The sequence below is a fragment of the Glutamicibacter sp. JC586 genome (assembly GCF_009805585.1).
Taxonomy (GTDB): Bacteria; Actinomycetota; Actinomycetes; order Actinomycetales; family Micrococcaceae; genus Glutamicibacter.
The window spans coordinates 496,912-510,435 of record NZ_VHIN01000002.1 but is presented as its reverse complement, the minus strand read 5'-3'; the positions used below and the strand labels follow the sequence as shown (position 1 = coordinate 510,435).

General features: G+C 54.8%; 15 protein-coding genes. 8 read left to right on the top strand and 7 right to left on the bottom strand.

Annotated elements, in window-relative coordinates:
- Positions 1-8 precede the first annotated feature (8 nt).
- The 3 genes from FJV47_RS02525 (at position 9) to FJV47_RS02515 (ending at position 3,027) form a co-directional block, all read left to right on the top strand.
- On the top strand, positions 9-554 hold the full coding sequence (locus FJV47_RS02525; RefSeq protein WP_159609714.1) for a GNAT family N-acetyltransferase: 546 nt from the start codon (positions 9-11) through the stop codon (positions 552-554).
- 147 nt (positions 555-701) lie between these two features.
- Positions 702-2,609, top strand: coding sequence for a translational GTPase TypA (typA, locus tag FJV47_RS02520; protein ID WP_159609712.1), 1,908 nt, complete (start codon positions 702-704; stop codon positions 2,607-2,609).
- Positions 2,590-3,027 (top strand): hypothetical protein, encoded by a 438-nt coding sequence (locus tag FJV47_RS02515; protein ID WP_159609710.1) that lies wholly within the window; start codon positions 2,590-2,592, stop codon positions 3,025-3,027. Before typA ends, FJV47_RS02515 begins: the two co-directional genes overlap by 20 nt.
- A 79-nt stretch (positions 3,028-3,106) precedes the next feature.
- Here the strand turns inward: FJV47_RS02515 and FJV47_RS02510 are convergent, their stop codons facing one another.
- Entirely contained in the window at positions 3,107-3,616 is a 510-nt protein-coding gene (locus FJV47_RS02510; RefSeq protein WP_159609708.1) for a helix-turn-helix domain-containing protein, read from the bottom strand.
- Positions 3,617-3,720: 104 nt separating this feature from the next.
- The gene (locus tag FJV47_RS02505) at positions 3,721-3,951 is read right to left on the bottom strand and encodes a hypothetical protein (RefSeq protein ID WP_159609706.1); all 231 of its coding nucleotides are present in this window, start codon (positions 3,949-3,951) and stop codon (positions 3,721-3,723) included.
- A 214-nt stretch (positions 3,952-4,165) separates the two neighbouring features.
- Here FJV47_RS02505 and fdxA point away from each other — a divergent pair, with 214 nt between their 5' ends.
- The 4 genes from fdxA to FJV47_RS02485 all read left to right on the top strand — a co-directional run bounded on the left by fdxA (position 4,166) and on the right by FJV47_RS02485 (position 7,764).
- Positions 4,166-4,489, top strand: coding sequence for a ferredoxin (gene fdxA / locus FJV47_RS02500; RefSeq protein WP_131088652.1), 324 nt, complete (start codon positions 4,166-4,168; stop codon positions 4,487-4,489).
- 11 nt (positions 4,490-4,500) lie between these two features.
- On the top strand, positions 4,501-5,616 hold the full coding sequence (gene dapC, locus FJV47_RS02495) for a succinyldiaminopimelate transaminase (protein WP_159609704.1): 1,116 nt from the start codon (positions 4,501-4,503) through the stop codon (positions 5,614-5,616).
- 98 nt (positions 5,617-5,714) lie between these two features.
- Positions 5,715-7,004, top strand: a complete 1,290-nt coding sequence (locus tag FJV47_RS02490; RefSeq protein ID WP_159609702.1) for a citrate synthase — start codon at positions 5,715-5,717, stop codon at positions 7,002-7,004.
- Positions 7,005-7,155: 151 nt separating this feature from the next.
- On the top strand, positions 7,156-7,764 hold the full coding sequence (locus FJV47_RS02485; RefSeq protein WP_159609700.1) for a hypothetical protein: 609 nt from the start codon (positions 7,156-7,158) through the stop codon (positions 7,762-7,764).
- 84 nt (positions 7,765-7,848) lie between these two features.
- Here the strand turns inward: FJV47_RS02485 and dapD are convergent, their stop codons facing one another.
- Complete coding sequence (gene dapD / locus FJV47_RS02480; RefSeq protein WP_159609698.1) at positions 7,849-8,805, bottom strand: 2,3,4,5-tetrahydropyridine-2,6-dicarboxylate N-succinyltransferase; 957 nt, start codon at positions 8,803-8,805, stop codon at positions 7,849-7,851.
- Between the two features lie 82 nt (positions 8,806-8,887).
- Here dapD and dapE point away from each other — a divergent pair, with 82 nt between their 5' ends.
- Positions 8,888-9,964: a succinyl-diaminopimelate desuccinylase gene (gene dapE, locus FJV47_RS02475; protein ID WP_159610071.1), complete on the top strand. Its 1,077-nt coding sequence runs from the start codon at positions 8,888-8,890 to the stop codon at positions 9,962-9,964.
- A 78-nt stretch (positions 9,965-10,042) separates the two neighbouring features.
- Here dapE and FJV47_RS02470 read toward each other — a convergent pair whose 3' ends face one another.
- The 4 genes from FJV47_RS02470 to FJV47_RS02455 form a co-directional block, all read right to left on the bottom strand.
- Positions 10,043-10,957 (bottom strand): amino acid ABC transporter permease, encoded by a 915-nt coding sequence (locus FJV47_RS02470; protein ID WP_159609696.1) that lies wholly within the window; start codon positions 10,955-10,957, stop codon positions 10,043-10,045.
- Positions 10,954-11,631 (bottom strand): amino acid ABC transporter permease, encoded by a 678-nt coding sequence (locus FJV47_RS02465; protein ID WP_159609693.1) that lies wholly within the window; start codon positions 11,629-11,631, stop codon positions 10,954-10,956. Before FJV47_RS02465 ends, FJV47_RS02470 begins: the two co-directional genes overlap by 4 nt.
- A 136-nt stretch (positions 11,632-11,767) precedes the next feature.
- On the bottom strand, positions 11,768-12,595 hold the full coding sequence (locus FJV47_RS02460) for a glutamate ABC transporter substrate-binding protein (protein ID WP_159609691.1): 828 nt from the start codon (positions 12,593-12,595) through the stop codon (positions 11,768-11,770).
- A 30-nt stretch (positions 12,596-12,625) separates the two neighbouring features.
- A complete protein-coding gene (locus tag FJV47_RS02455; RefSeq protein WP_200831935.1) occupies positions 12,626-13,357 on the bottom strand; it encodes an amino acid ABC transporter ATP-binding protein in 732 nt (243 codons plus the stop codon).
- Between the last annotated feature and the right edge of the window lie 167 nt (positions 13,358-13,524).

Genomic DNA, 13,524 nt, shown 5'->3' with positions numbered 1-13,524 from the left:
ATGGCCACATGAGCTACCGTGAAACTTTGGAAATCCGTGAACTGACAAGCGCTGATGAGCAACAGGCCATTGACGCGCATCAGACAATGTTGGCTGATGATTTTGAGTTTCTTCCAACGTGGACGCAACACGAGGCTTGGGAAGATTACATTTACCGCATGAACGCGGGACGCCGGGGCGAACATATTCCACCTGGCTGGGTACGTTCAGCCCTCTTTGCTGCCTTTGACCAAGGTGGCGAACTAGTCGGGCGTGTTTCGGTGCGTTATGAGCTCAATGATTCACTGCTTCAATACGGTGGGCACATTGGTTACGGGGTTCTTCCAGAATTTCGTCGCCGCGGTGTCGCGGTTCAGCTGTGTCAATTTGCTCTGCGGCAAGTACGTGATGCCGGGGTGAAGCAAGCACTGCTCACCTGTGACAGCACCAATGTGGGTTCGCAAACCACCATCAAAAAGTGTGGGGGAGTGTTAGACGCCGAGTTTCCTGTTTTAGAGAGCTCGGATGGAACCAGCTCGCTACGGTTTTGGATTCCCACCGTGGCAAAAGACTGAATTTTTGGCGATTTTTCCGAAAATTCTTGTATGTTCTGACACAGAGCACCGGAGTACTTGCCTCGAGAGCGTAAACTGGTTTGTTGGGTCGACTATGGCCCCGACCCCTTTGATTCAAAATCCTCGAGCGGAAGTGAGCCTTCACGCATGTCAGCTACCACCATTAGTCGCGACGAACTTCGCAATGTTGCCATCGTTGCACACGTTGACCACGGAAAGACCACCCTGGTTAACGCCATGCTCCAGCAGACTGGCGCATTCGACAGCCATGGTGAAACCGAAGATCGCGTGATGGACTCCGGCGAGTTGGAACGCGAGAAGGGCATCACCATCCTTGCCAAGAACACCACCGTGTTCTACAGCGGCCCAGCTGCTGAAGGCAAGAACATGACCATCAACGTTATCGATACCCCGGGTCACGCTGACTTCGGTGGCGAGGTCGAGCGTGGCCTTTCCATGGTTGATGGCGTTGTTCTGCTGGTTGACGCTTCTGAAGGCCCGCTGCCTCAGACCCGCTTCGTGCTGCGTAAGGCCCTGAGCGCAAACCTTCCAGTCATCATCGTGGTCAACAAGACCGACCGCCCTGACTCCCGCATCGATGGCGTCATCTCTGACTCCATGGACCTGCTGTTGGGCTTGGCATCGGACCTGGCTGATGAAGCTCCAGATCTGGATCTTGACGCCATCTTGAACGTTCCTGTGGTCTTTGCTTCGGGCAAGGCCGGTTACGCTTCGATGAACCAGCCAGCCGATGGCACCCTGCCAGACAATGAAGATCTTGAGCCACTGTTCGAGACCATCATCAAGCACGTTCCTGCCCCGACCTACAACGAGGGCGAAGTTCTTCAGGCTCACGTCACCAACCTTGACGCATCGCCATTCCTTGGCCGTCTGGCACTGCTGCGCATGATCAACGGCACCCTGCGTAAGGGTCAGCAGGTGAACTGGGCTCGCCAAGACGGCACCATGAAGCAGGTGAAGATCACCGAGCTTCTCGCCACCAAGGGTCTGACCCGTGTTCCAGCCGAAGAAGCTGGTCCAGGCGAGATCGTTGCAGTTGCCGGCATCGAAGACATCATGATTGGTGAAACCCTCACCGACCTTGAGAACCCTAAGCCGCTTCCACTGATCACCGTTGATCCACCTGCGATCTCGATGACCATCGGTATTAACACCTCGCCACTTGCTGGCAAGGTTAAGGGCGCCAAGGTTACCGCCCGCCAGGTCAAGGATCGCCTTGACAAGGAACTGATCGGTAACGTTTCGCTGAACATCCTGCCAACCGAGCGTCCAGATGCTTGGGAAGTACAGGGTCGTGGCGAATTGGCACTGGCCATCCTCGTCGAGCAGATGCGTCGCGAAGGCTTCGAGCTGACCGTCGGCAAGCCACAGGTTGTGACCAAGGTTGTTGACGGCAAGGTTCACGAGCCAATGGAACGCATGACCATTGACGTACCAGAAGAGTACCTGGGCGCTATCACCCAGCTGATGGCATCGCGTAAGGGTCGCATGACCGACATGGCTAACCACGGTACCGGTTGGGTTCGCATGGAATTCATGGTCCCAGCACGTGGCCTGATCGGCTTCCGTACTCGCTTCCTGACCGAAACCCGTGGCGCTGGTATCGCAGCTTCGCTGGCTGAAGGTTACGAGCCATGGGCAGGTGCTATCGAGTACCGCATCAACGGTTCGATCGTTGCTGACCGTGCCGGCGTTGTGACTCCATTCGCAATGATCAACCTGCAGGAACGCATGAACTTCTTCGTGAAGCCAACCGAAGAGGTTTACGAGGGCATGATCGTGGGCGAGAACTCGCGCGCCGATGACATGGACGTGAACATCACCAAGGAAAAGAAGCTCACCAACATGCGTGCAGCTTCCTCGGACAGCTTCGAGAACTTGACTCCACCACGCACCCTGACCCTGGAAGAGTCGCTGGAATTCGCTCGCGAAGACGAGTGCGTTGAGGTTACCCCAGAAGCGATCCGTATCCGTAAGGTTCTGCTGAACGCCAACGACCGTGCCAAGGCTACCCGTGCACGCGCTCGCTCCTAATAAGCAAAACAACCAGGGAAGTAACCTCTCCGCGCTTTGGCGCGGAGCGGTTGCCGCCGTGGTCGCAGGACTGCTCGGTACAGCCATTCACGCGTCCATCACCTATGTCGGTAACGATATTCCGGTGGTGTGGGGCGTGGGTGTTGCATGGCTCTTGCTTGGCCTCTTGGTTTACTGGGCTGCGGTCTCTTCAGAGAAACTGTGGGCCGGTGCCTTGGCCTTTATCGGTTGTTATGTGTGTGTTGGACTGATTTCCTATGTAGGAAATGACCAACTCATTCTGAGCATGCAGTATTACAAATATCTGCCAGGCCCAACCATTGCTTCGGCCTTGTGGATGTACGGAATGATCATTCCTGCCATCGTTGGATTGGTGCTGGCACTGCGAAATCTTCGTAAGCAGCATCGCCCCAACTAAACACATAAGGTGTTCTTCCCCATCCGGGAAGAACACCTTATGTGTTTAACAAACAAAGATTTAGAACGGGGTCGGCCGTTTAGTCTTCCGCGACCGAACTACCGGTTATGTCCAAGTGGTGAGCCAAGAAGAGGGATGTTGCTACACCATCTTCCTCGGGCTCTCGCATCGCATAATCCTCAATGACCGTACGCAGTCGAGACATCATTTCCTGCCGTGACGCTTCGCTAAGCTTCAAACCGACACGGATGACTTGAATTTCTTCGGGTGCCAGTCCCTCAATTTCTTGCAGAAATGTGTCCACGAGCATTGGAGCGGCGTCAGGGATTCGCGTTCCCCACGACTGTTTGGTGCTGCGGTAGGGAACTTCTTTCGCGCCACGATTACCGCGACGGGCTTCCTCGGGGGCAAGGTAACCGTTGGTCACCAAGGTGCGCACATGGTGCAATGAAGTGGCCGGGTTTAGCTCAAGAATGTCCGCGATTTCCTTGTTCGTGCGTGACTCGTGCAGGCACAAACGAAGGATTCGAAGCCTCAGCGGAGAACTGAGTGCACGAGCTCGCGATTGGACATGTTTGTCTGATGGCATGCAAACAGCATACGCGAAAATTGCTAAGTGATTGGCAGAGTCAAATCACATGTCGCCAAGAAGTTGAACCCTAACGTTTCTCGAATGATCGCAGAAGCGGTTTTCTAAGTACGTGGGCGGCGGCGAGGCGGTGGCGGTGGAACGCGTTTGGCATGCGTAATTGAGGACCGCGCAATGATGACTACTTCAGAGCGGGTCTTCACGCTAATAGAATCGTCGGTGATCTCTTGTACTTCACCCAAGGCATCGCTAAATTTTTCACCCTCTTGGCTTTGTTCCAACCGGTATCGCACGACAATACGGTCACCAGCTACCAAATCACCAAAACTAAGCATTTTTGCGCGTCATCTTTTCGTAAGAAGAATTCATCTAAAGTGCCAGAGTCCGAAATGTGAATGGTCGGTTACGTCACAGCTGTGACTCGGGCGCAAAGAAGTATTGATATCAGGACTAGACTGTAGTTCGAGCTGGTTTGAGATTCAAAGAGCAACTAGGAATCTTGCTGGCTCATGTTGAAACCACCCAGTGCAAGGAAAGGTCTCGGCCCTCGTGACTTACATCATCGCTCAGCCGTGCGTCGACGTGAAAGACAAGGCGTGCGTCGAAGAGTGCCCGGTAGATTGTATTTATGAAGGCGAGCGCTCGCTGTACATTCACCCGGATGAATGTGTTGACTGTGGCGCTTGCGAACCAGTCTGCCCCGTTGAAGCCATCTATTACGAAGATGACGTGCCTGACGAATGGGCCGACTATTACAAGGCTAACGTCGACTTTTTCGATGAACTTGGTTCCCCAGGCGGCGCCGCTAAAATTGGTAACACCGGTACTGATCACCCGATTATCAGTGCACTGCCACTTCAGAACCAAGGCTAGGTTTTACTTTTATGCTTAAGCTCCCCGATTACCCCTGGAACCAGCTCGCACCATATCGCGAGCAGGCTGCAAAGCATCCAGGAGGGGTCGTGGACCTTTCGATCGGTACGCCGGTCGATGACACCCCGCAGATCATTCAAGACGCGCTGGCGCAAGGTGCTAACTCCCACGGATACCCCACCACACATGGAACCGTAGAAGTTCGCCAAGCCATCGTTGACTGGTTTGCTCGCCGGCGAAACGTAACTGGTCTAGGCGTCGATGATGTCATGCCGACCGTTGGTTCCAAGGAGATGGTGGCTTGGTTGCCACTGCTCCTAGGAATTGGCGCAGGGGACATTGTTGTGCGCCCAAAAATCGCCTACCCAACCTATGACATTGGTGCACAGCTGGTCGGGGCCACCCCGATTGCTACCGATGATCTTGGTGAACTCTCGGCCGACGAGTTATCGCGCGTCAAGCTCATTTGGGTGAATTCGCCAGGTAACCCCACCGGCAAGGTCCGCGATACAGCTTCCTTGGCGCACATCGTGCAGCAGGCTCGCGAAATCGGCGCTGTCGTTGCCTCTGATGAGTGCTACGCAGAACTTGGATGGGACGAATACGAAGGCCAGGTGCCAAGCATTCTGGACCCTGCAGTCAACGGGGGAGAGCTAGATAACCTGCTGGCGCTGTACTCGCTGTCCAAGCAGTCCAACCTAGCTGGCTACCGTGCCGCGTTTGTGGCCGGAGCGCCAAACCTCATGCCAACGCTGGTCAACAGCCGCAAGCATGCTGGCATGATCGTTCCCGGTCCGATCCAACAAGCCATGGTGGTCGCGCTCAGCGACGACGAACACGTTGCCATCCAGCGCGAAATCTATCGTGCGCGCCGAGCAGCGTTGCGCCCGGCCTTGGAAAACTTCGGGCTACGCATCGAAGACTCGGTGGCCGGACTGTACCTGTGGTGCACTGCCGATCGGCCAAGTTTTGAAACCATCGGGGCGCTGGCCGAGCTAGGAATTGTTGCAGGACCCGGTGCTTTTTACGGTACCGCAGGTGAACGCCACGTGCGCGTGGCACTGACCGCTTCCGATGAACGGATTGCGGCCGCCGTTGAACGGCTGAATTCTTCCGCCAACCGGTGATGATGACAGCCTAATTAGCGAGATAGGGTCAAAGCGCGGTATGTTCTAAGGTGACGACTGACCTTTCGGAACTACACGCTTTCCGGTTAGGAGAAGCAATGACAGATACTACATCTGCGCAGCTACAATTTGGTGAAACCAACCTTGAGCTTCCGGTAATTCCGGCAGCCGAGGGCAATGATGGTTTTGCTGTAGCACCACTATTGAAGACTACCGGGAACGTGACCTACGATCCTGGCTTCATGAACACCGCGGCCACCAAGTCCGCGATCACCTACATCGACGGCGATGCAGGTATCCTGCGTTACCGCGGTTACCCAATCGAGCAGCTGGCTGAGAAGTCAAGCTTCATCGAGGTAACCTACCTGTTGATCTACGGCGAACTACCTACCGCCGATCAGCTAGCCGAGTTCGACAACTCGCTACGTCGCCACACCCTGTTGCATGAAGAGCTTAAGGGCTTCTTCGGTGGCTTCCCACGTGACGCACACCCAATGCCAGTGCTCTCCTCCGCCGTTTCGGCGCTGTCGACCTGGTACCAGGATTCGCTGGATCCGAAGGACGAGAAGCAGGTCGAAAGCTCGACCCTGCGTCTATTGGCGAAGTTGCCAGTGCTGGCTGCTTACGCCCACAAGAAGTCCATCGGACAGGCACTGCTGTACCCAGATAACTCGATGAACATGGTCGAGAACTTCCTGCGCCTGTGCTTCGGCACCGCTGCAGAGCCATACATTCAGGATCCAGATGTGGTCAAGGCCCTTGACCTGCTGCTGATCTTGCACGCGGATCACGAGCAGAACTGCTCCACTTCCACTGTGCGCCTGGTTGGTTCCTCGGAAGCCAACATGTTCGCCTCGGTTTCGGCCGGTATCCATGCACTGTCCGGTCCCGCTCACGGCGGTGCCAATGAAGCTGTGCTGAAGATGCTGCGCGAGATCCAGTCCTCAGGCATCTCCCCAGAAGACTTCATGCAGAAGGTGAAGAACAAGGAAGATGGCGTACGCCTGATGGGCTTCGGCCACCGCGTGTACAAGAACTACGATCCTCGGGCGAAGATCATCAAGAAGACCGCTCACGACCTGCTGGCAAAGCAGGGCAAGAACGAGTTGCTCGATATCGCCATGAAGCTAGAAGAGACCGCGCTGAACGATGAGTACTTCATCTCACGTAAGCTCTACCCGAACGTAGACTTCTACACCGGCCTGATCTACACCGCGATGGGCTTCCCTGAAAAGATGTTCACCGTACTGTTCGCAATCGGACGCCTTCCAGGCTGGATTGCACAGTGGCGCGAAATGATCAAGGATCCAGAACTGAAGATCGGCCGCCCACGTCAGCTGTACATGGGTGAGACCGAACGTAATTACCCTGGCTACACCAAGTCATAGGGTAACCGCTTAGGTTCATTTACAAGGGGTCCATCCTCCGTTTTCACGGAGGATGGACCCCTTGTCTGTCTTAGGCTGTTTTATGCGTTACCACGGGAGTATCCTTTGACTCTAAGACCGCGAGGGTATGCCCAAAAGTCAGGTGGTACGCATGTACTTTCGTCGTGGAAATAACTGGTCGTTGGCCGTCAAAACTGATCAAACGATGTTGATGGCTTTGTACTTGAGAGAGTTAGGAGGAGTTGACCCAGCGGAGGCTGGACCGAACTCCCGGTTGTCCTCAACGATCAAGAATCGCAATGGTGCAGATTCGTCGCACGGACAGTTTAAACAAGAGTGGAGCGCGTGGTGGGGTACGCTCACTGCAGATGACGACACAGACCAATCAGTTGTGCATCAGCCACTGCACGAAAGATTAGACGCTGCAGGGTTTCCAGCGTTGGCTAAACTCGCGCATGCCCATTACGGACAAGCAACGGTATTTGCTCAACAGTACGCTCAACTTTTTGAGCAACATTCACCAGCCTATGTTCCGCATCGACTCGACGAACTGGAACGGATCATCAACGATCACTCCACCGAGCATCATACGAGGTCCACAACTGGTGCGATCAAGCTCATCGATGTACCCCTTGATGAGCCCAGAGCATGGCTTGCTGGACCTGGCACTATCGTGGCCAGCACGTCCTTGATGAAAGACTCTGGCGCATTCCATGGCTTTATTCAGCCGATGGTTACCGTCATTTTTCCTGAATCGTAAGAATCGAGGAAAATCAAAAACGGTGAAGGTGACGGAATTTAGTTCCGTCACCTTCACCGTTCATTGCTCGCCGGAGCGGGAAAGTTAGTTAGCGTGCAAGGCGCTGTTCAACTCTACGGTCTGACCTGCGCGGGCCAATGCTTCGACAGCACCGGTGATCGAGTTACGGCGGAAGAGTAAGTTCGGAACCCCGGAAAGCTCCAGAGCCTTCACCTGCTTGTCGCCCAACAAAACGCGAGTACCTGCCGTGACGTAGAGGCCGGCTTCAACCACGGAGTCGTCTCCGATGGAAATGCCGACACCCGCATTGGCGCCCAGTAGTACGCGCTCGCCAATGACGATGCGTTCCTTGCCGCCACCGGAAAGGGTGCCCATGATCGAGGCGCCACCACCAACATCCGAGCCGTTGCCTACGACGACCGATGCGGAAATTCGACCCTCAACCATGGAAGTGCCTAGGGTGCCGGCATTAAAGTTAACGAAGCCCTCGTGCATGACGGTGGTACCGTCAGCCAGATGAGCTCCCAGACGGACACGGTCAGCATCTGCGATGCGCACACCGGTTGGCATGACGTAGTCGACCATACGTGGGAACTTGTCCACGCCGTATACGGTGACCGAGCCGCGTGAACGTAACTTCAAGCGGGTGGTTTCAAAGCCTTCCACCTGGCATGGGCCGAAGTTGGTCCATACAACGTTGGCCAGATGTCCAAAGATGCCGTCGAGGTTGATCGAGTTCGGCTGAGCCAAACGGTGGGAGAGGACATGCAGTCGCAGCCACACATCGGCGGTGTCTGCTGGAGCCACGTCTAGGTCGATAGTCAGTGAGACCACCTTCTGAGTGGTGCCACGAGCAGCATCATCTTGTGCGGCAGCGGCGAGCTCGCGAGGCAATGAGTCGGCCTCTTCTAGTTCACCCAGCAGGGGAGCCGGGTACCAGACGTCAAGCACGGTGCCGTCTGCTGCGATGGTGGCAAGGCCATGGCCGGATGCCAAACGTACGGAGGAGTCACTGGAAGTAGTCACAGTTTCTGAAGTCATACACTGATCGTATCGTTGTTACCCCGGGTAACGTTGATAGATGACAGGCTAGTGAAGCTAGAAACGTAGGACTGTGAATACCGTGAATGAATTGGACCTGCGACAGGACGTCGCAGTGCTCACCGAACAGATTATGAACATTGAATCTGTCTCCGGCAACGAACAAATGATCGCCGATAAGGTACATGAGGCCTTGTTGAAGCTGGAGCATTTGCAAGTTCACCGTGATCAAGACGCTATCGTCGCGCGCACTAATTTTGGCCGCGAGCGTCGAGTGGTGCTGGCGGGCCACCTGGACACCGTTCCATTGCCGCGCACCGAAGGTGCTAAGGGCACGGTTCCAGCACAGGTGATTGACGGTATTCTTTATGGCCGAGGCGCCACGGATATGAAGGGCGGGGTAGCAGTGCAGCTGTCCCTTGCCGCACAGCTCACCAACGCGAAGTATGACGTCACCTACGTCTTTTATGATCATGAAGAAGTGGAAGCTGCCAAGTCCGGACTCGGACGACTGGTACGAAATAGTCCTGAACTTCTCGAAGCAGACTTCGCCATCTTGTTAGAGCCAACCAACGGGACGGTCGAAGGCGGCTGTAACGGAACCAGCCGTTTCGTCGTTAGGACTCATGGCAAAGCGGCTCACTCCGGCCGGGCATGGATGGGACATAATGCCATTCACGACGCTGCCCCAATCTTGCAGCGTTTGGCCGATTACCAGCCACAAACTATCACCGTTGAAGGACTGGACTACCGCGAAGGCATGAACGCGGTGAGGATCAACGGAGGCATTGCAGGAAACGTCATTCCTGACTACTGCGAAGTTGAGATCAACTATCGTTTCGCACCGGATAAATCATTGGCTCAGGCTGAGGCTCTGGTCTTTGAACTCTTCGAAGGCTTCGAGATTGAACGGACCGACGGTGCTGAAGGCGCCAAGCCTGGACTAGATCAAGAGATTGCTGCGGATCTGATCAAGATTCTTGGTCAGGATCCAAAACCAAAATATGGTTGGACCGACGTCTCACGTTTCTCCGCCCTAGGGATTTCAGCGGTGAACTTTGGTCCAGGCGACGCCCTTCTGGCACACAGCGATGATGAGCACGTAGCTCAGGAAGACATTCGTGTCTGCCTTGAATCGCTCCGGGCCTGGCTGAGCTAGTCGTCGTAGATAATTCAGCACACAAAAATGCTCTCCTCGCCAATGGGCGAGGAGAGCATTTTAGGTTCTGATACTTACTTAGGCGCGAGGATCGTTCGGACCCTCATCCGCGTTGTCAGCGCCACCGGCAGCCAGAGCCCCGGCTGGTGCACCAACTAGCTCAGCCGCCGCGTTCTTGGATTTCTTCACGCGACTGCTCAAACGCTTTGAAACCAGCTCGGCAATCTTGCTCAAGGTGAAGTTGATCAAGATAAAGATCACGGCGGTGACAATCAATGCCTGCAGGACGTTACCGTTAGGCGAGGAGTAGGTGCGCGCGAAGAACAAGAGCTCATTAAAGCTAATGATGTAGCCAAGCGCCGAGTCCTTCAAGATCACGACAAACTGGCCAATCAGTGCTGGCAACATAGCCACCAGAGCCTGCGGAATCTCAATATGACGCAGTGACATTCCACGGGTTAGACCAATGGCAATGCCAGCCTCACGCTGGCCCTTAGGCAAGTTGTGTACACCGGAGCGAACCAACTCTGCCACAACGGAACCGTTGTAGAAGATCAACGCGGCGACCACAGCCCACAACGCAGTGTCACCGGGGAGCTCCAAAGAACGGGCGAAGAAGACGTTGAAGAACACGATCATCAGCAGCACTGGAACAGCGCGGAAGAACTCCACCACAACAGTGCACAGACCGTTGATGAGCTTGTTTTGCGATAAGCGACCCACGCCGAAGACTAAACCAAAAATCACCGAACCAACGATGCCCAAGATGGCAGCCTTCAAGGTGTTGACCAAACCGGGCCAGAGGTAGTTCTTCCACGTGCTTGCCTGAACGAAGTCATCCCATTGCTCTGGCTTCATCTGGCCCTTGCCTGCCAGACCGAAGAAGATCCAAGCCACGACCCCCAAGGCAATAAGCGCCCCGATGATGTTGATGATCAGGATCCGTCGTCGGGCCCTCGGACCGGGTGTATCAAAGAGAATTGATGCGCTCATCGTGCCACCGCCAGCTTCTTGGACAGCCAAGTCGTCAATAGGCCAACTGGGATCACGATGATCACAAAGCCAATTGCGAAGGTTAGGAAGATCGGGATGACGATGTCGGCACGGAACTCGATCATCGACTTCATCACCGAAGAGGACTCGGTGGCTACCGAACCAACGGCGGCCACGGTGGAGTTTTTGATCAAAGCAATCAGGGTATTGCCCAGCGGAACAATGGCGCCGCGGAAGGCCTGAGGCAAAATGATCAGTCGCGCTGCCGGCATGAATCCCAAACCTATGGCGCGGGCCGCTTCGGCCTGCCCCAGCGGCACAGTATTAACACCGGAACGAATTGCTTCGCAGACAAATGCTGCGTGATACACCGCAAGGCCCAGAACCGAAAGCCTAAAGAAGTTCGCTTGGAAGTCTCCACCAAGGGTGAAGCCCAGCTGACCGTACAGTGCCAGAACAGCGAACAAGATAATAATGGTCAGCGGGGTATTGCGAACCAAGTTGACGTAGCCCGAACCGATGGCTTGAAAGCTGGCCACAGGAGAGATGCGAAGCAACGCCAGAATGGTACCCAGCACCAGCGCGCCGATCGCTGCCCAGAACGTTAATTGGATGTTGACCCAGAAAGCTCCGGGAATGTTGTACTCAGTGAATATGGATAAATAATTCTCCACTGTCAGCCTCTGTCTCGATGGCCAGTGAGGCGGCCAAGCGGCTATGGGAATGATGGACTGAAAAGTCGATCATCGGGAAAACAATAATGCCGCGGAGGCCAAGACAGCGCCTTGGCCTCCGCCGCATCTGGTGTTGTTATGCGCAGGTGTCTGCGAGCTTTGGAGGATTGGTCTTTGAGTTTGGCGTGTAGCCGGTACCCTCAGTGTTCTTATCCAGAGCCTTCTTCCAGTCACCGGAATCAATCATCTTAGTGATGGCTTCGTTGATGGCCTTGCACTTGTCGGTGCCGTCTGGCAGACCTACACCGTACTTTTCTTCGGTGAAAGGCTTGCCAACAACCTTGAACTTACCCTTGTAGGCAGGCTGAGCAGCCAAGCCAGCAAGGATGATGTCATCAGTGGTCACCGCGTCAATGGTGCCACCACTCATTTGGGTGACACATTCTGCGTAGCCTGGCAGTTCCTGAAGGTTAGTTCCTTCAGCGTAGTTGTCCTTGACCTTCTTCGCCGAGGTGGAACCGGTGACCGAGCACAGGTTCTTGCCGTTCAGGGCCTCCGGGCCGTCGATGTCGGAGTCAGAAGCGACCAGCAGATCCTGACCAGCAACAAAGTATGGGCCAGCGAAATCGATAACCTTGTTGCGCTCATCGGTGATCGAGTAGGTAGCGAAGATCATGTCGACCTGGTTGTTCTGCAACATGGTTTCGCGGTTTGCCGAAGGAGCGGAAACAAATTCAATCTTGTCTTCTGAGTAGCCCAGTTCGTTGGCTACATACTTTGCAACATCAACGTCGAACCCGGTGTAGTTGTCGCCATCTTTGAAACCGAGACCTGGCTGGTCGAACTTGATGCCGATACGAATCTTGTCGCCGTCAGCTTCGCTGTCCGAGCCGCCACACGAGGTCAGAGCCAGAGCAGCGATTGCTGCCATTGCCGCGACCTTACCGAAACGAGACTTACGCATGATTTCTCCTATTGGATGCGGGTGATGAAATTAGTGGTTGGTGATGAGCTTGCCGAGGAAGTCCTTGGCGCGATCCGACTGTGGATTGGTAAAGAACTCATCAGGAGTTGCTTGTTCCACGATCTGACCATCGGCCATGAAGATCACTCGGTCAGCGGCCTTGCGGGCGAAGCCCATCTCGTGGGTGACCACAAGCATGGTCATCCCTTCCTTAGCGAGGCCCACCATGGTGTCCAGAACTTCATTAATCATTTCTGGATCCAAAGCGCTGGTCGGTTCATCAAAGAGCATGACCTTGGGCTTCATTGCTAGTGCGCGGGCAATGGCCACGCGTTGCTGCTGTCCGCCTGATAGCTGTGCTGGGAGCTTGGAAGCCTGGTTGGCGACGCCAACGCGGTCAAGTAGTTGCATGGCCAATTCCTTGGCAGCAACCTTCTTCATGCCCTTGACCCGAATGGGACCGAGAGTCACATTCTCAAGAATTGACTTATGAGCAAACAGGTTGAATGACTGGAAAACCATTCCGACGTCCGCGCGGAGTTTAGCCAACGCTTTGCCTTCGGAAGGAAGAGTCTGACCGTCAATCTTGATGGTGCCTTCGTCGATTGTTTCCAACCGGTTGATGGCACGGCACAACGTTGATTTACCTGAGCCTGACGGGCCCAGAATCACGACAACCTCGCCCTTTGAAACGTTGAGGTTGATGTTGTTGAGCACGTGCAACGAACCGTAGTGCTTGTTGACTCCAGCCAACTGGACGATAGGGTCCGATGTTGCTGGCTGAGCCTGATGATCGCTGTTCATACCTAAGACATTACTGGATGTGAGAGGCACAACACGCCACATCGAACAAGTCACATCTAGTTGTTACAAAACTGTCACTTAGCTGGTACATCGACACAGTCCGAATTGCTAGCCAATAACGGATA